This window comes from Achromobacter sp. GQ309 (assembly GCF_059759315.1).
In genome coordinates this window covers 440912-459161 of the sequence record NZ_JCAXDP010000004.1, presented here as the reverse complement: position 1 = coordinate 459161, position 18250 = coordinate 440912, and the positions used below count along the sequence as shown (strand labels likewise).

Annotated in this window: 13 protein-coding genes; 4 read left to right on the top strand and 9 right to left on the bottom strand. The window is 66.5% G+C overall.

Annotated elements, in window-relative coordinates; translation table 11 throughout:
- Together AC6CIE_RS15335 and AC6CIE_RS15330 are read right to left on the bottom strand one after the other, a co-directional pair.
- Positions 1-891 carry a segregation and condensation protein A gene (locus AC6CIE_RS15335; RefSeq protein ID WP_063956906.1) on the bottom strand — a complete coding sequence of 297 codons (891 nt, stop codon included), beginning with the start codon at positions 889-891 and terminating at the stop codon, positions 1-3.
- Between the two features lie 17 nt (positions 892-908).
- Entirely contained in the window at positions 909-1097 is a 189-nt protein-coding gene (locus AC6CIE_RS15330; protein WP_056564661.1) for a DUF3460 family protein, read from the bottom strand.
- Positions 1098-1196: 99 nt separating this feature from the next.
- Between AC6CIE_RS15330 and AC6CIE_RS15325 the strand changes: the two genes are divergently transcribed.
- Both AC6CIE_RS15325 and glpK read left to right on the top strand, forming a co-directional pair.
- Positions 1197-2651, top strand: coding sequence for a DHA2 family efflux MFS transporter permease subunit (locus AC6CIE_RS15325; RefSeq protein ID WP_175139036.1), 1455 nt, complete (start codon positions 1197-1199; stop codon positions 2649-2651).
- Positions 2638-4164, top strand: a complete 1527-nt coding sequence (gene glpK, locus AC6CIE_RS15320) for a glycerol kinase GlpK (RefSeq protein WP_498092724.1) — start codon at positions 2638-2640, stop codon at positions 4162-4164. Before AC6CIE_RS15325 ends, glpK begins: the two co-directional genes overlap by 14 nt.
- A gap of 184 nt (positions 4165-4348) precedes the next feature.
- Here the strand turns inward: glpK and AC6CIE_RS15315 are convergent, their stop codons facing one another.
- Together AC6CIE_RS15315 and AC6CIE_RS15310 are read right to left on the bottom strand one after the other, a co-directional pair.
- A complete protein-coding gene (locus AC6CIE_RS15315) occupies positions 4349-5704 on the bottom strand; it encodes an IS110 family RNA-guided transposase (RefSeq protein WP_175139658.1) in 1356 nt (451 codons plus the stop codon).
- 1180 nt (positions 5705-6884) lie between these two features.
- Positions 6885-10499: an indolepyruvate ferredoxin oxidoreductase family protein gene (locus tag AC6CIE_RS15310; protein WP_498092722.1), complete on the bottom strand. Its 3615-nt coding sequence runs from the start codon at positions 10497-10499 to the stop codon at positions 6885-6887.
- A gap of 227 nt (positions 10500-10726) precedes the next feature.
- Between AC6CIE_RS15310 and mutY the strand changes: the two genes are divergently transcribed.
- On the top strand, positions 10727-11809 hold the full coding sequence (gene mutY, locus AC6CIE_RS15305; protein WP_239216100.1) for an A/G-specific adenine glycosylase: 1083 nt from the start codon (positions 10727-10729) through the stop codon (positions 11807-11809).
- 77 nt (positions 11810-11886) lie between these two features.
- On the opposite strand, the gene AC6CIE_RS15300 is transcribed toward mutY, so the two are convergent.
- Entirely contained in the window at positions 11887-12711 is an 825-nt protein-coding gene (locus AC6CIE_RS15300) for a helix-turn-helix transcriptional regulator (RefSeq protein ID WP_239216102.1), read from the bottom strand.
- Positions 12712-12877: 166 nt separating this feature from the next.
- Here AC6CIE_RS15300 and AC6CIE_RS15295 point away from each other — a divergent pair, with 166 nt between their 5' ends.
- Positions 12878-13648: a class I SAM-dependent methyltransferase gene (locus AC6CIE_RS15295; protein WP_239216104.1), complete on the top strand. Its 771-nt coding sequence runs from the start codon at positions 12878-12880 to the stop codon at positions 13646-13648.
- A 1-nt stretch (position 13649) separates the two neighbouring features.
- Here the strand turns inward: AC6CIE_RS15295 and AC6CIE_RS15290 are convergent, their stop codons facing one another.
- From AC6CIE_RS15290 to AC6CIE_RS15275, 4 genes are read right to left on the bottom strand one after another with little or no spacing between them, the layout of a single operon-like run.
- Positions 13650-15200, bottom strand: coding sequence for a mannitol dehydrogenase family protein (locus tag AC6CIE_RS15290; RefSeq protein WP_239216106.1), 1551 nt, complete (start codon positions 15198-15200; stop codon positions 13650-13652).
- The gene (gene manD, locus AC6CIE_RS15285) at positions 15188-16399 is read right to left on the bottom strand and encodes a D-mannonate dehydratase ManD (RefSeq protein WP_175125173.1); all 1212 of its coding nucleotides are present in this window, start codon (positions 16397-16399) and stop codon (positions 15188-15190) included. Before manD ends, AC6CIE_RS15290 begins: the two co-directional genes overlap by 13 nt.
- Before the next feature lie 51 nt (positions 16400-16450).
- A complete protein-coding gene (locus AC6CIE_RS15280; RefSeq protein WP_498092720.1) occupies positions 16451-17488 on the bottom strand; it encodes an L-idonate 5-dehydrogenase in 1038 nt (345 codons plus the stop codon).
- Complete coding sequence (locus tag AC6CIE_RS15275) at positions 17488-18210, bottom strand: FadR/GntR family transcriptional regulator (RefSeq protein WP_498092718.1); 723 nt, start codon at positions 18208-18210, stop codon at positions 17488-17490. The genes AC6CIE_RS15280 and AC6CIE_RS15275 overlap by 1 nt, the downstream gene beginning before the upstream one ends.
- Positions 18211-18250: the final 40 nt, after the last annotated feature.

The following is an 18250-nucleotide window of genomic DNA, read 5'->3' as shown; positions in this document are numbered from 1 at the left end:
TCAGGCCGCGACGGCTGCCACGCTGGTGTACGCCAGGCGGACGTAGATGGGCGCATAGGGCTCGGCCTGCGTGATTTCCAGCAGCGATTCGCGCGCCAGTTCGAGCATGGCGATGAAATGCACGACGACGACCGCGGCGGGCGCGCCCTCGCGGACGCGCTCCATGAAGAGGTCGCCGAATTCCATGAAACGCACGTCGTTCAGGCGGCGCAGGATGTGCGTCATGTGATCGCGCACGGACAGTTGCTCGCGCGTGATGTGGTGATGCTGGTTGAGCTTGGCCCGCTTCATGATGTCGGCCCAGGCCGCGCGCAGGTCGTCCACGCTGACGTCGGGCAGCGCGCGCTCGACGCTGAGGTCGGCCACGGCCTGGCTGCTGACGAAATCGCGCCCCAGTTGCGGCATCTTGTCGAGCTTCTGGGCGGCCAGCTTCATCTGCTCGTACTCGAGCAGGCGGCGGACCAGTTCGGCGCGGGGATCTTCGGGCTCTTCGCCAGTGTCGGTCTTCTTGACCGGCAGCAGCATGCGCGACTTGATCTCGATGAGCATGGCCGCCATCAGGAGGTATTCGGCGGCCAGTTCCAGATTGGTGATGCGGATCTGGTCCACATACGACAGATACTGCCGCGTGACATCCGCCATGGGGATGTCCAGAACGTTGAAGTTCTGCTTGCGGATCAGGTAAAGCAGCAGGTCCAGCGGCCCTTCGAACGCCTCGAGGAAGACTTCCAGCGCATCGGGCGGGATGTACAGGTCCGTCGGCATCTGGAACAGCGGCTCGCCGTACAGACGCGCAAACGCCACGCTATCGATGGTGTCGGGCGTGCTGTCGACGGACGGTTCCACTAGCTTGGCCAGGGCATCGCCTGGCACCGAGGGGTTCTGAACCATGTTTGCCGAGAAGGGTATCAGTCGGCCTGATACACGTACGGCCTTTGCGCCACGCGTGCCGCGCGGAAGCCTTCGAGCAGCTCTTGATCCTGCGGTTTGTCCCAGAGGCGGGCGCGTCCCTCGCGCTGGCGCTCTTCGGTGCCAGGGTGGGATTTCTTGAAGTCCTTGAGGAACTGGGTAATCTCGGATTCGTAGTTGGTCGCCATGACGCCAATTTCATTAGGTTGCAGATGTCTCGAGTTTACTTCACGGCGGCCATATCCCCGGCGTTACAATCGTCAGGCTTCCACCGCAGCCCGCCCGACATGTCCGCAGAATCCGCCGCCGCAGCCAATCCCGCTCCACCGTCAACCCCGGATGCGGTGCGCGCGGCGCGCATGATCCCCTTCATCGTCGGCTGCGCGCTGTTCATGCAAATGTTGGACGCGACGGTCGTGGCGACCGCCCTGCCCGCCATGGCACGAGCCCTGGGATCCACCCCGGTGCGGCTCAATGTGGCCATCACCTCGTACCTGTTGGCCGTCGCCGTCTTCGTGCCCATCAGCGGCTGGGCGGCTGACCGCTACGGCGCCCGGCGCGTATTCATTACCGCGATCGGCCTGTTCACCCTCAGTTCCGTCGCCTGCGCCATCTCGCAGGACCTCCCCCAACTCGTATTGGCCCGGATCGTCCAGGGCATGGCCGGCGCCATGATGGTGCCGGTGGGCCGCATCATCCTCCTGCGCACCGTCCCCAAGCAGGATCTGCTCAAGGCCATGTCCTTTCTGTCGATCCCGGCACTGCTGGGACCGGTGATCGGACCGCCGCTGGGCGGTTTCATGGTCACGTATATGTCGTGGCACTGGATCTTCCTGATCAACATCCCGATCGGGTTCCTGGGCATCTTCCTGGTGCTGCGGTACGTCACCGAAATCCGCGAAACCGGCACGCCGCGGCTCGACTGGATCGGCTTTCTGCTGAGCGCCGGCTGCCTGGCCACCCTGGTCACCGGCTTCGAGGCCATCGGCCGCGACGTGATGCCGCTGCCCATGCTGCTCGGCCTCATCGCCGTTGGCATCGTGTGCGGACTGCTGTACGGCGTGCACGCACGGCGCACCGAACATCCCATCATCGATCTGTCCCTGATGCGGATTCCCACGTTCGCCATCTCCACGCTGGGCGGCAACCTGTGCCGCTTCGCGGTCGGCGCCACGCCGTTCCTCCTGGCCATGCTGCTGCAGGTGGGTTTTGGCCTTTCGCCGTTCTCGGCCGGCCTCATCACTTTCGCCAGCGCCGCCGGCGCGCTGCTGATGAAGTTCGTGGCCACGCCCATCGTGCAACGCTTCGGCTTTCGCCGCGTGCTGACCTTGAATGCGCTACTGACGGGCGGTTTCATCATCGTCTGCGGCGCCTTCAACCCGGCCACGCCCGTATGGCTGATGATCGCCATCCTGCTGGTGGGCGGCTTCTTCCGGTCGTTGCAGTTCACGGGGGTAAATACGCTAACCTATGCCGACATCCCGCCCGCCAAGATGAGCCGCGCCAGCAGCTTTTCGGCCATGGCCCAGCAATTGGGCATCACGCTGGGCGTCGGGGTGGCCGCGGTCACGTTGAACATCAGCATGTCGCTGCGCGGCGCCGAAACGCTGGCCATCAGCGACGTGGTTGCCGGCTTCATCGTCATCGGCCTGCTGTGCATGGCATCGACTTTCTCCTTTAGACGCCTCGACCCGCTGGCCGGGGCACACCTGAACGGCGCGAAAAACAGTGACGACGAATGAATTTGTCCTAGCCCTGGACCAGGGCACGACCAGCTCCCGGGCCATCGTGTTCGACCGCGACGGCGTGGTCCGCGGCGTCGGCCAACGTGAATTCCGCCAGCACTATCCGCGTCCGGGCTGGGTCGAGCACGACGCCAACGAGATCTGGCACAGCCAGCTCGACGTCGCCCGCGAGGCCTTGCGCAACGCGGGCGCGGCGGCGGCAGACATCGCCGCCATCGGCATCACGAACCAGCGCGAGACCACGCTCATCTGGGAACGCTCGACCGGCCGCCCGCTGGCCCGCGCCATCGTCTGGCAGGACCGCCGCACGGCCCCGATGTGCGACCAGCTCCGCCAGGACGGCCACGGCGACTTCCTGCAGGCGCGCACGGGCCTGGTCGTCGACGCCTACTTTTCCGGCACCAAACTGGCCTGGCTGCTGGACCACGTGCCCGGCGCCCGCCGCCTGGCCGAACGCGGCGAACTGGCCTTCGGCACCATCGACACCTGGCTGATCTGGCAGCTGACCGGCGGCGCGGTACACAGCACCGACCCCAGCAATGCCTCGCGCACGATGCTGTTCGACCTGCACACGCAGGACTGGAACGACGACATCCTGGCGCTGCTCAACATCCCGCGCAGCGTTCTGCCGCAGATCGCGCCCAGCAGCGCCATCGTCGGCGAGGCGCTGCCGGAATGGCTGGGCGGCTCCGTGCCCATCGCGGGCGTGGCGGGTGACCAGCAGGCCGCGACCTTCGGTCAGGCCTGCTTTACCCCGGGCATGGCCAAGAACACCTACGGCACCGGCTGCTTCATGCTGATGAACGTGGGCGACAAGCCCGTTGAATCGCGCAACAACCTGCTGTCCACGGTCGGGTGGGGCCTACCTCAAGCGGGGCAGGACAAATGGAAGCCGGCGTACATGCTGGAAGGCGGCGTCTTCGTGGCCGGCGCTGCGGTTCAATGGCTGCGCGACGGGTTGGGCATCATCCAGCGCTCCGAAGAAATCGAATCCCTGGCCGCCAGCGTCTCGGACACCGACGACGTTTTCATGGTCCCGGCCTTCGCCGGTCTGGGCGCACCGCACTGGGATCCCTACGCGCGCGGCACCCTTGTTGGCCTGACTCGCGGCACCACACGCGCCCACATCGCGCGCGCGACGCTGGAATCCATCGCCCTGCAAAGCGCTGAACTGCTGACGTGCATGAATGCGGACAGCGGCATCGCTTTGACGGAATTGCGCGTCGACGGCGGTGCTGCCCGCAACGATTTGCTGATGCAGATGCAGGCTGACATTCTGGGCGTTCCGGTTGTCCGCCCCCGGGTTCCCGAATCGACTGCACTCGGCGCAGCGGGCCTCGCCGGCCTGGCTGTAGGCTTCTGGTCGGGTCCGGATGAATTTGCATCGAAGTGGCAGGCTGAACGCACGTTCACGCCTGCGTGGCCTCAGTCCGTGAGAGATGCGCGGATGAAGCGGTGGCGGCAGGCAGTGGAGTTGTCTAAGGGGTGGTCGGCAGGGGCGGCTAAGTAAGGCAATCGGTCGTTGTTTGGCGTTGGTGTCAAACCTCGTTGTGCGGGGAGCCGGTTCTCCGTAGGTCGCCCGACGCCGCGGTCACCGGGGAGGCGATCGCCCACGATTGCGGTCCGGAGCCTTCGCTCCGGACTGCCCCGTCGTCATCTTCGTCCGCCTTCGGCTCCCTCTCAAGAAACTCCTCCTAAGCTGTTGATATTTCATTGGCCTTTTCTGGGGTGGCCAACGGTACCAAGCTGTAGCCCATGGTCTCTGCGCGCTTTGTCAGGTGGTGCAGGACGCGTTGGCGGTGGCGTTCTTCGTAGTACAGCTCGCCTTGGTCCACGTACTCGGCCCCTTTGGCCAACAGGGTGTAAATCAGTCGAGCCAACTTGTGTGCGGCTGCGGTGATGGCGCGCCGCTTATCCAGGCGGGCGCACAGCCTTCGGTAATAGGCGCCTAAGGCGGACTGGCTGTGGCGCAGCGCCATGGCCGCCAGACGTAGGGCTTGCGCAGCGCGGTTCGGTGAGCGTTTGGTGGCGCCGTTCAGAACCTTGCCCCCGGAGATGCGTGTGCCCGGGCACAAGCCTAGCCACGAAGCGAAGTGCTTGGCCGAAGGGAAGCGGCTCATGTCCGGGCCGACCTCGGACAGGACGGTGAAGGCGGTCATTTCGTCGATGCCGTTGATGCGAGTCAGGTCCACGCCGCACATGGCAAATAGATGCGTGCGCAGATCGAAGGCCATGGCTTTCTTGGGCCAGCGGCGCTGCGACTTACCCGGATCGCCGTCATGGCGGTGCAGTTTTTGCAGTTCAGCCTGGATGTGCTGGTTGCATTCATTGAGCAGTTGTTGATAGGTGTCGTACAGGGCCAGCGCTTGCCGCAGCGCGAACAGGTGCTCATGACGCCAGTTGCCTTGCAGCGCGGCAGCGATGTCGTCCTCGCTGGCCTTGACCTGACGCTTCTTCAGGCGGGCCAGCACGTGCGGATCGCGCTCGCCGTCGACGATGGCGCGGATGATGGCCTGTCCGGTGACCCCGACCACGTCCGACAACACGTGCGTAAGCTGGATGTTCATCTGGGCCAGCGCCTTCTGCATGTGCTGCACGTGACGAACCTGCGAGGCCAGCAGCATCTCGCGCTGGCGCGAGAACTCGCGCAGGACGCAGATCTCGTCAGAGGGACGGAAGGCGCCGGCCAGCAGGCCATAGCTCATGAGCTGCTGCAGCCATTGGCAGTCCAGCACGTCGGACTTGCGGCCCGAGACGTTCTTCACGTGCCTGGCGTTGACCAGGTAAACGGTGAAGCCCTGGCTATCGAGCAGCTCGTAAAGCGGGATCCAGTAAACGCCGGTGGACTCCATGGCCACGGCGGTGATGCCGCAGTCCTTGAGCCATTGCGCCAGGCGATACAGGTCGGCGGTAAAGCTCTTGAACTCGCGGACAGGTTGTTCGTCGCGGTCGCTGGGGACAGCGACGAAGTGGCTGGCTGATCCGATGTCGATGCCTGCGGCATCGGGATGGGCCAGGCTTAGGGTTGCATCGGACTTGCGAGGTGACATGGCTTGCTCCATCATCGCTAACGGAATGCCGCCAGGCATGGGTACGTCGTTGTACTCACTCTCTCAAACGGGATGCACGCGCTAAGCGTGTGCTCACCAATGTCGGTGACGTCACCCGGGGCCATGCTTCAGTACGGGCGTGGGCTAACACGCACCACTGGAAGGTCGGTCTTTACCTGAGCGGCATTCCACCTTGCCACAGTGCGGCCACGAAGACAGTTTCTTCGTCACGGGTGTCGTGCAGGACGACTATTGAGCTTCAGATTCCCTCGGGCGCATCGACGGCGCTCGCCTCCCCGGTGACCACGACGCCGTGCTACGAGGGTCTTTGGTATGAGGCGCTACAAGACCTGTGGTCAGGGCAGGAGATCTGCGGGGCCGCCGGAGTGCTGCCGCCCGGGCGGCGGCACCCCGGCATCGGGTCGGTGGGTCGTCGTGGCGGTATTCGCTTGCGCGCTGGTGACGGCTGGTTTGCTAATGGCCGCCGTCACGGTAGGTGGAGCCGTGATGGGCGGCGCGCGTCGGACACGGAGGTTCAACTAACGGTGATTGCCATCTCCGCCTGCACCCGGCCAGAGCGCCTGCCGCTGCCGGTGTCTGACACCCTCGGGAGACGTTCTTGGTATGACGCTAATCTCACTTGGGTGTCAGACACCTGGGGCTGAAGCAGCCACACGCGAAGCGTCATCGCTACGACGCAAGACGCCGCGTAAGTCACCGGAGGCCGCCCGCGCGGCCGAACGGTGACGGGCGCCGCAAGCTGCTTCTATCTCACACGAATGCGTGCAAGAACCTCAAGAACCCAATCCGCCCCAGCGCCCGTAAAGCTTCCACAGTAAAGCCCGGTGCGGCGTCGGCCTGGGGCGCGCGGGGCGTGTAGATGCGCCCGAGGGAATCGGAAGGCAGTCGCCGCAGGCGACAACGACGATGACGACGGGGAAGTCCGGAGCGAAGGCTCCGGACCGCAATCGTAGCCCCGCGCGCCCCAGGCCGACGACGCGCCGGGCGTCTCAAGAACTCCACCCTCGGCATTACCACGGCTCCGGGGAGGCGTCTCAAGAACTCCACCCTCGGCAACAACGCGGCACCGCGAGGCGTCCCAAGAACTCAACCCCGGCAATAACACGGCACCGAGAGGCGTCCCAAGCACTCACTGCCCGGCAACACCAATAAAGCACCATCAAGCCGCCCGAACCCCAATCGCCACCACCCTCGCAGTAAACCCCTTCAACAACTCCTCCCGCATCGCCTCGGCCCGCACCATCGACGCCTCCTTCACGTGCCCGTACCCGCGGATCTCCTCCGGCACGCTAGCCAACGCTACCGCCTTATCCAGATTCCCGCGATTCAACTTCCCCAGAATCGCCGTCACAGTCTCCCGATACTCCTTGATCAATTCCCGCTCAGCCCGCCGCTCCTTCGTATACCCGAACGGATCAAGCCGAGACCCCCGCAAGACCCGCATCCTTGCCAGCACCCGAAACACCTTCAACATCCCCGGCCCGTAAGACCGCTTCACCAGATGCCCATCCTTGTCCCGCCGTGCAAACAAAGGCGGCGCCAGATGAAAGCGCAGTTTCCAATCTCCCTCGAACTGCTCGCCCACCCGCTTCAAGAACTCCCCATCCGAATACAACCGAGCCACCTCGTATTCGTCCTTGTAGGCCATCAGCTTGAAGTAATACCGCGCCACCGCCACCGCCAGCCGGTTCGTGCCCGTCGCCTCCCGCTCTGCATGCAGCACCTTGTCCACCAGATCCGTGTACTGCTTGGCATAGTCCGCGTCCTGATACTGCGTCAGGAACGCCTTGCGCACCGCCACCATCTGCGCCAACTCACTGGCCGGCTTCCTTAGATCCACCACCGGACTTGCCGCCCGCGGCCGCGTGATTTCGATGATGTCTTCCGGCTGCGCGGCAGGCACACCCCCATTGGCCATCAAACGCGCCACCGCCGCGGGTTCATGCGCCGCGCGCCGTCCCCACGCAAAGGCTGCGAGATTGTTCGGCACCTGTTGGCCGTTCAGCTCGATCGCCCGCAGCAGCGCCTCGCGCGACAGCGGAATCCAGCCCTTCTGGAATGCGTAGCCCATCATCAGCGGATTCGAATAGATCGCATCGCCCAGCAGCACCACCGCCATGGCTGCGGCATCCACCGCGTCAAGATTCTCCTTGCCGCAGGCGCTCTGCAGATCTGCCGTCAGGTTCGCCCCCGGCAATGTCCAGCCCGGGTTCGACACGAATGCGGCCGTCGGCGCCGTATCGCTGTTCAGCAGCACATGCGTGCGTCCTGGACTCACGCGCGCCATCGCCTCCGCGCTCGTCGCCACCACCAAGTCGCCCGCGAGCAGCAGATCCGCCTCGCCCATCGCCACGCGCGTGTTCAGCAGATGGTCCGGCGAGCCCGCCAACACCACATGCGAAAACACCGCGCCGCCCTTCTGCGCCAGTCCCGCCATGTCCAGCACCGAACAGCCCTTGCCCTCCAGGTGCGCCGCCATGCCCAGCAGCTGCCCGATCGTCACCACGCCCGTGCCGCCCACCCCCGCGATGAAGACGCCATAAGGCACATCCAGACTGCGCAAACGAGGCGCCGGCACATCCTCGTCCGGCGCGCCGCCCGATTGCGCCAACGCGGGCGGCTTCTTCAGTTTGCCGCCCTCTACCGTCACCAGGCTCGGGCAAAAGCCCTTCAGACAGGAGAAGTCTTTGTTGCAGCTCGACTGGTTGATCTTGCGCTTGCGCCCGAACTCGGTCTCCAGCGGCTCCACCGACAGACAGTTCGACTTCGACGAGCAATCCCCGCAGCCCTCGCACACCCGTTCATTGATGACCACGCGGCGCGCCGGGTCCGGATAGGCGTTGCGTTTGCGGCGGCGGCGCTTTTCGGTTGCGCAGGTCTGGTCGTAGATCAGCACCGACACGCCGGGATGCTCGCGCAGCTCGCGCATCACCGCGTCCAGCTCGTCGCGATGGCGCACGGGCACGTCCCGCGCCAGGTCGGTCACGTCCACATACTTGCCGGGATCGTCCGTCACCACCACGATCTTCTCGATGCCCTCGGCCGCCACCTGGCGCGTGATCATCGGTACGCTGATCGGGCCGTCCACCGGCTGCCCGCCCGTCATCGCCACCGCGTCGTTGAAGAGGATCTTGTACGTGATCGGCGCCTTGGCCGCCACTGCTGCCCGAATCGCCAGCAGCCCCGAATGAAAGTAGGTGCCGTCGCCCAGGTTCGCGAACACGTGCTTTTCCTCGGTGAACGGCGCCTGCCCCAGCCACGGCACGCCCTCGCCGCCCATCTGCGTGAAGACGTCGGTGCTGCGGTCCATCCATCGCACCATGTAGTGGCAGCCGATGCCCGCCATGCCGCGCGAACCTTCCGGCAGGCGTGTCGACGTATTGTGCGGACAGCCCGAGCAGAACCACGGCTTGCGCTCTTCGACCACGCGCGGGCGCGCCAGCGCCGCTTCCCGCGCACGGATGAATTCCACCCGCGCCTCGATCCCGGCGCGCACGTCGTCCGGCAACGCGAACCGCAACAGGCGCGCCGCGATGGCCTTGGCGACCATCGCGGGCGAGAACTCGTAATGCGCCGGCAGCAGCCAGTTGCCCTGCGGCACGGACCACTCGCCGCCGTCCTTGTCGTCAAACTTGCCCACCACGCGCGGAATCTTCTTGCCGCTGCCGATCCAGCTGAACAGTTCCCCTTTCAGCTGATATTCCAGCACCTGGCGCTTTTCCTCCACGACCAGGATCTCGTCCAGCCCTTCGGCGAACCGCTGCGTGCCGGCGGACTCCAGCGGCCACACCATGCCCACCTTGAAAAGACGCAGGCCGATGCGCCGGCACACGTCTTCGGACAGGCCCAGGTCCGAGAGCGCCTGGCGCGTGTCCAGGTAGGCCTTGCCGGACGTCATGATGCCGAAGCGCGCATCGCGCTGTGGCACCTCCCAGAGTTCGCGGTTCAGCCCGTTGGCGCGCGCATAGGCCAGCGCGGCGTACAGCTTGTAGTCCAGCAGCCGCGCTTCCTGCTGCAACGGCGTATCGGGCAACCGGATGTTCAGGCCGTCCGGCGGCAGCTGGAAGTCCTCGGGCAGCACGATGCGCACGCGGTGAGGGTCCACGTCGACCGATGCCGACACCTCCACGATGTCGGTGATGCACTTCATGCCCACCCACACGCCCGCGTAGCGGCTCATCGCCCAGCCGTGCAGGCCGAAATCCAGCACTTCCTGCACGCTGGACGGGAACAGCACCGGAATCATGCAGGCCTTCAGGATGTGATCGCTCTGGTGCGGCAGCGTCGAGGACTTGGCGGGGTGGTCGTCGCCCGCCACCACCAGCACGCCGCCGTGGCGCGCGGTGCCGGCTGCATTCGCATGCTTGAAGACGTCGCCGCAACGGTCCACGCCAGGACCCTTGCCGTACCACATGCCGAACACGCCGTCGTACTTTGCGCCGGGAAAAAGGTTCACCTGCTGCGTGCCCCACACCGCCGTGGCCGCCAGGTCTTCGTTGATGCCGGGTTGGAACTCGACGTGGTGCGCCTTCAGATGGGCGGCGGCCTTCCACATGTTCTGGTCGACGCCGCCCAGCGGTGAACCCCGATAGCCCGATACGAAGCCCGCCGTGTTCAGCCCTGCCTGCGCGTCGCGCACGCGCTGCATCATGGGCAGCCGCACCAGCGCATGGATGCCGCTCATCCACGCGCGGCCGGATTGCAGGGTGTATTTGTCGTCGAGCTGGACGGATTCAAGCGCCGCGCGGACGGCGGGCGTAAGGGGGGCATTCATGTCTACTCCAACATCGGATGCCCCCACCAGCGTCGCGCCTCTTGCCAGAACGCACGCGGGCCAACAAGGGCCGTGAAAGTGAAGTCCTGATGCGTTCGCGCCTCTGCGGGCGGAATCGCGCTTGCCGCACCCGCCGCTCCGAAAAAACGGGGCCGGCTGGCGTTAGTCCTTTCGGTTGTAACCCCTGGCCCTCGGGCGGGCAATAGGGCGATGCGATAATTGCCGGCATGGACTTCGCCCCTCGCATCGTCGCCTGGCAGCGCCAGCATGGCCGCCACGATCTCCCCTGGCAGAACACCCGGGATCCCTACCGGATCTGGCTTTCCGAAATCATGCTGCAGCAGACGCAGGTGGCCACCGTCATTCCCTATTACGAGCGCTTTCTGCAACGCTTTCCGGACGTCGCGGCGCTGGCCGCCGCCTCGCAGGAAGACGTGATGCCCTATTGGGCCGGCCTGGGCTACTACGCCCGCGCCCGCAACCTGCATCGCTGCGCGCAGGAGATCGTGCGCGACTGGAACGGCCGCTTTCCGCCCACCGCCGAGGCCATCGCTACGCTGCCGGGCATCGGCCGGTCGACTGCCGCGGCCATTGCCGCGTTCTCCAACGGCGAGCGCTCGCCCATCCTGGACGGCAACGTCAAGCGGGTATTCACACGACACTTCGGCATTGCCGGGGATCCCGCCAAGCGCGAGGTCGAGCAGCGTCTCTGGGCGCTGGCGCATGCGCAGGTGGACGCAGCGCCCGGGTTGGACATGGCGGCCTACACGCAGGGGCTGATGGATCTGGGCGCCACGCTCTGCACGCGCGGCAAACCCGCCTGCGACAGATGTCCGGTGGCGGAGACCTGTGTTGCCCGCCGCGAAGGTCGACAGGCCGAACTGCCCACGCCCAAGGTGCGCAAGGCGATCCCCGAACGCGAGACCTGTATGTTGGTGCTGCGGCACCAGGGCGCGTTCCTGCTGCAACAGCGTCCCGAACCCGGCATCTGGGGCGGGCTGTGGAGCCTGCCGGAGTTTGATGCGGCGGGTGATCCCGACACCGCGTCGCGCGCGCTGGGGCTGGAGCCGGAACAGCGCTTCGAGTTGGCTGCCTTCGCCCACACGTTCACGCATTACCGCCTGCACATCCGGCCCTGGCTTGTGCCGGTGCGCGCGGTTGCCCTGCGCGAACCGGCGTTGCCGGAACGCTGGGTGCCTGCAGACAAGCTGGGGATGATGGCGCTGCCGGCGCCCGTCAAGAAACTGCTGCAGGGGCTGGTTGATGCCGGGATGCAGGACAGCCTGTTCGGCGAGGAAAACGCGGCGTAGCGATTCGGCGGGTTAACCGGTGTGAGCTTGAGCGGTGTCAGACACCGGTCAAACTACGACGCCGCCTCATTGAGGTTTCAGACACCCGCCCCGCTCAGCAGCATCACCAGCTTCAAATCCGGATGCGTCGCCAGCCGGAACGTGATCTGCTGGTACGCCAGCTTGCCGCGCTGCGGATGCTGGAATTCGCGCAGGCCGCCTTCGCGTTCCACCACGGCGTGCCGCGTCCACCAATGCGAGAAAACCACGCTTTGCCGGCTCAGGCTGTCCAGCAGCGCCAGCACCGCCGGTTCGTCCAGATGCGCGCCCGCGTCGGCGCGAAATTCAGCCACCACGCGGCGGGCGCGTTGGTCCCAGTCGACCACCAGTTCACGCGCCGCGGGATCCAGGAAGATGTAGCGCAGGAGGTTGGGCTCGGGATCGCGCTCGGGCCAGTGGTCGAACAGGTCGACCAGCGGCGCGTTGCAGGCCAGCACGTTCCAGGCGCGGTCCAGCACATAGGCGGGCGCGTTGATCGCGTTCACGCATTCCTGCAGCGGGCCCGGCGCGCCGCCGGCGTCGTCGCGGGCGTGCTGCGGGTCGGCGCAATCAGCAAGATCGAAGAGGTACGCACGCTCGGCCCGCGCCAACTGCAGCACGCCCGCGATGCGCGACCACACCGAGGGCGAGACCGACACCTCGCGTCCCTGCTCGATCCATGTGTACCAGGTGACGCTGATTCCACACAGCTGCGCCACTTCCTCACGCCGCAGGCCGGGCGTGCGGCGGCGCGATCCCTCGGGGAGACCCGCCATCTGCGGCGTGATGCGCGACCGCGCGCTGCGCACAAATTCGCCCAGCGCGTGACGGCGCAGATGCGAGCCTTCGTGGCCGGGGGTGACGGGCTGGGGGGAAGTGTTCATACCAGGATGAGTAATGGGCTTGTACGTGTATACGGGCCCGCCTATCTTAGCGCCTGCATCCTTTCGCAATCCCGAAAGGAATTCCGACAACGATCTCGACAGCATTCCCGGCAACATTCCGGCCAGGATTCCGCCCCCAACAGCCTTTCCGACACGAGGACCCCTCATGACCGCCAGCTCGCACGACGCCGCCGTCGACCGCCAATTCAGCCCCCGCGCCGCCGCCTACCTGACCAGCGCCGTCCACGCCCAGGGCGAAGACCTGCTGCAAATGGCCGCGGTCGCCGGCCAGCACCCGGACGCGCGCGTGCTGGACCTGGGCTGTGGCGGCGGGCACGTGAGTTTTCACGTGGCGCCAAAAGTGGCGCATGTGACCGCCTACGACCTGTCGCAGCAGATGCTGGACGTCGTCGCCGCCGAAGCCGCCAAGCGCGGGCTCGCCAATCTGGTGACCTGTCAGGGCAAGGCCGAGTACCTGCCTTTCGGCGACGCCGAATTCGACCTGGTGATGTCGCGCTATTCCACGCACCATTGGCAGGACGCCGGCCGCGGCCTGCGCGAGGCTTTCCGCGTGCTCAAGCCGGGCGGCATTGCCGTCTTTGCCGACGTGGTGTCGCCGGGCGAACCGCTGCTGGACACCTGGCTGCAGACCATAGAAGTGCTGCGCGACACCTCGCACGTGCGCGATTACTCGGTGGCCGAATGGACCCGCATGCTGACCGAAGCGGGCTTCACGCTGCAGGAACTGGCGCCGCGCCGCCTGCCGCTGGAGTTTCAGTCGTGGGTCACGCGCATGCGCACGCCCGACACGCTGGTGGCTGCGCTGCGCCACATGTTCGGCATCGCGCCGGACGTCGTGCGCGCGCATTTCGACGTGCGCGAGGACGGGTCTTTTACGAGCGACACGGCGACGATTGTGGTGAGAAAGCCGGGCTGAATCAGTCCACTCTCGACGGCTCCATCGCGGCCAGCGCCCCCACCACGCCCAGGCTGCGCAGCAACTGCGCAGCCGCGCCCACCGCCCGCACAAACCGCGGCTCCTGGCCGAGGTCACCGAACACCGGCTCAAACCCCGTCATGACGCCCGCCCACGCCAGCATCGCCGCGGGCCCCTCGCCCGCCTGCTCCGCCGCCCGTTCGGCCTGCTCATACCGATGCGCCAGCGCTTCGGCCAACGGGTCCTGGACCTCATAGACACGCCCGGCCTCATCCTGTCCGCGCAGGAAAAGCAGCCACCCGGCCACGGCCAACGCAAGACCCGGCATTGGCGCATCCGCCGCCAGCCGGTCGCGCACCGTCCCCAGCAGCCGCTGCGGCAACTTCTGTGAGCCGTCCATCGCAATCTGCCGCGTCTGATGCCTGAGCGCCGGATTGGCGAATCGCTGCAACAGGCCTTGCCGGTACTTCTCGATATCCAGCCCCGGCAACGGCGGCAGCGTCGGTTCGATCTCCTGGCCCATCAGCGCGCCCAGGAACCGCCGCATGCCGGGCCGCGCCATCGCCTCGTCCACGGTGGCCCACCCCGCCATCACCGACAGATACGCCAGCGCGGAATGCGCGCCGTTGACCATGCGCAGTTTCAGCGTCTCGAACGGCGCGGCGTCCATCACGAAACGCGCACCGCCCGCGGTCCAGTCCGGCCGGCCCGCCGCGAAGCGGTCTTCGACAACCCATTCCAGATAGGGCTCGGCCACCACAGGCCACGCATCGCGCACGCCCAATGCCGCGGCGATCTCGTGCCGATCCGCGTCCGTCGTGCGCGGCACGATGCGGTCGACCATCGAGCAGGGAAACGCGCACGCCGATGCAATCCAGTCCGCCAACGCCGGGTCGACGCGCGCCGCGAACGTCAGCACCAGCGCCCGCAGCAAGTGGCCGTTGGCGGGCAGGTTGTCCAGCGACATGACCGTGATCGGCGGCAGGCCCATCGCGCGGCGGCGTTGCAGGCCGTGCACCACAAAACCGATGACGCCACACGGCGACTCGGGATTCGCGAGGTCATGCACGACGTCGGGATGATCCAGATTCAGCCTGCCGCTGGCGGGATCATGGCAATAGCCCTTCTCGGTGACCGTGATGCTGACGATGCGCGTGCCGGCGGCCGCGATGCGCGCCAGCACGACCTGCGGGTCCTCGGGCGCCACCAGCGTTTCAAGCAGGCAGCCGATGACACCCACACGCTGCCGCGACGCGCCGCTGCCGTCGGCATCGCGCAACGCCAGCGCATACAGGCCGTCCTGCGGCGCCAGCGCGTCGCGCGTGTCGGCGTGGCGCAGCGAGACGCCGCAAATGCCCCAGTCCGGCCCCGCTCCGGCGCGCAGCGCCGCATCGTTGACCGCTGCCAGATGCGCACGCGCGAATGCGCCCAGGCCCAGATGCACGATGCCGATGCCGAGCGCGTCCCGGTCATATCCCGGCCGCGCGACATGCGCGGGCAGGCCATCCAGCGCCCCCGCATTCAGCCGGCCGCCTTTGCCTACCAGTTCCATAGCGTGCCGTCGTGCTGCAGCCGGTTCACGGGCAGATACGCGCGCTGATACGGATATCGCGCCGCCAGCTTCTCGTCGATATCCACGCCGTGGCCCGGCGCCTCGCCCGGATACAGCATGCCCTGTTCGAACGTATAGGAGTGGGGAAACACGGCATCGGTCTCGTCGGTATGCCGCATGTATTCCTGAATGCCGAAATTGGGCACCCACAGGTCGAAGTGCAGCGCCGCCCCCATGCAGACCGGCGACAGATCCGTGGCGCCATGGCAGCCGGTGCGCACCTGATAGAGCGACGCCATGTCGGCAATGCGCCGCAGATGCGTGATGCCGCCCGCGTGAACGACCGTGGTGCGGATGTAGTCGATGAGCTGGTTCTGCACCAGGTCCTTGCAGTCCCAGATCGTGTTGAAGATTTCGCCCACCGCCAGCGGCGTGGTGGTGTGCTGGCGGATCAGCCGGAAGGCCTCCTGGTTCTCGGCGGGCGTGGCGTCCTCCATCCAAAAGAGGCTGTACGGCTCCAGCGACTTGCCCAGCCGCGCGGCCTCGATGGGCGTCAGGCGGTGATGCACGTCGTGCAGCAGATGGTGTTCGAAGCCCAGCTTTTCGCGGATGCGTTCGAACAGTTGCGGCGCGTGGCGCAGGTATTTTTCGGTGGACCAGTCGTGCTCGCTGGGCAGGTCGGCGTCGGCGGGCTCGTAGAACAGCGTGCCGCGGCCCACGCCATAGACCTTTTCCAGCCCCGGCACGCCGCTTTGCGCGCGGATGGCGCGATAGCCCATGTCGGCGTAGCGCAGCACCTCGTCGACCGTGTGCTCGATGTCGGAGCCGTTGGCATGGCCGTAGACCATCACGCCGCTGCGGCTCTTGCCGCCCAGCAGCTGATACAGCGGCAGGCCGGCGGCCTTGGCCTTCAGATCCCACAGCGCGGTGTCCACGCCGGCGATCGCGGTCATCGTGACCGGCCCGCGCCGCCAGTACGCGCCCTTGTACAGGTACTGCCAGATGTCCTCGATCTGATGCGCATCGCGCCCGATCAGGCAGGGGATGACGTGCTCGGTCAGGTAGGCGGCCACCGCCAGTTCGCGCCCGTTCAGCGTCGCATCGCCAATGCCGGTCAGGCCCTGGTCGGTTTCGATCTTCAGGGTCACGAAGTTGCGGCCCGGAGAACAGACAATCACGCGTGCATTCGTAATCTTCATCTTGGACTTCCGGCTACAGGAAAGGGACGGCCGCACAACGCGGCCGCAGGATCAGAACGTCACCATCACCTTCATCGCCTGGTTGCGATCACCCGCCAGCGCAAAGGCGTCATGCACGTGCGCGACGGGCACCGCCGCCGTCAGCAGCGGCGACACATCCACCAGGCCGCGGGCCAGGCAATCCACGGCCATCGCGTATTCGTCCACAAAGCGGAAGCTGCCGATGCACGACAGGCTCTTGACCATGATCTGGTTGAACGGGCAATCCGCGCTGCTGCCGGACAGCGTTCCCACCGTCACGACGACGCCACGCGGACGCGCCGCGCGCAGGCAGCTTGCCAGGCCGGCATAGCTGCCCGACGCCTCGAAACACACGTCCACCGTGCCCTTGCCCGCGGCCAGCGCGCCCAGGGCGGCCGGGTCCGTGGCCGCGTTGATGGTTTGCGTGGCGCCCACCCGGGCGCACGCCGCCAGTGTCTGGTCCACAATGTCCACCACGATGACCCGGCTGGCGCCCGCCAGGCGCGCGGCCATCAGGATCAACGCGCCGATCGGACCCGCGCCGACCACCATGGCCGTCTTGCCCAGCAACGATCCCGCGCTGCGCACGGCATGCAGGGCGACGGCCAGCGGCTCGCCAAACGCAGCCAGTTCATACGACAGCGAATCCGGCACGGGCACACACTGCCGCGCGTCGACCACCACCTCTTCGCGCATCGCGCCCTGCATGTGCGGAAAGCGGCTGGCGCTGCCGAAGAAATGCACCGACTCGCAATGATTCGAATCGCCCTGCCGGCAATAGCGGCACACGCCGCACGTGCGCGCCGGGTCCAGCGCCACGCGGTCACCGGGCCTGACCGCCGTCACGTCCGCACCCACTTCCAAAACCTGCCCCGACGCCTCGTGACCCGGCGTCAGCGGCTCGCGGATGACGAAATCGCCCACCCGGCCGTGCCGGTAGTAATGCAGGTCCGATCCGCAGATGCCCACGGCCTTGACGCCGACGCGCACTTGCGACGGTCCCAAGGGCTGCGAGTCCGAGGTGTCCAGGCGCAGGTCCTGCGCCCCGTGGATCATGCAGTTCAGCATCAGCGCCACCCCTGTGCAAATTCGCCGATCACGCGTTCCAGGTGATCGCGCATCGCCTGCCGCGCCTCCTGCGCGTCGCGGGCCACCAGCGCGCCGAAGATGCGCTGGTGATCGGCCTGCGACGCCTGGCGCAACGCCTGCGTATGGAAATGCTGTTCCATCTTTTCCCAGACCGGCCCCCGGGCCTGATCCCACATCGACGTCACCGTGGCCAGCAGCACGCTGTTGCCGGTGGACTGGGCAATGCACAGATGAAAGCGGCGGTCCGCCTCGGCGTTGGCGTCCTTGTTCGTCATCCGGTCGCGCATGGCCGTCAGCGCCTCGAAAATGCGGTCGAGGTCCGCGTCGGTACGGGTGGAAGCTGCCAGCGCGGCGATCTCGGATTCAATCAGGCAGCGGGCGCGAAGGAGCTCGAAGGGGCCGGCGCCCGCCTCCGGCATCGCGGACGGTCGGTTCGCGTCCGGTTCGCAGACATAGATGCCCGAGCCGCCCCGAACCTCCACCACGCCCTGCAGCTCTAGCGCAATGATGGCCTCGCGCACGGACGTGCGGCTGACGTCGAAGCGCTCGGCCAGCGCGCGCTCGGCCGGCAGGCGCTGGCCCGCGGCAAATTCCCCCTGCGCCACCAGCGCATGGATCTGCGCGGCCAACCGCAAGTAACCGCGGTCTAGTGCGACACGGCCGGCGGGGACTTCGGGCTTGGAAAGCGAATGCAACGTCATGGCGCCTCAAATTGGTCTGACCAAATCGTATTTGGTCCAC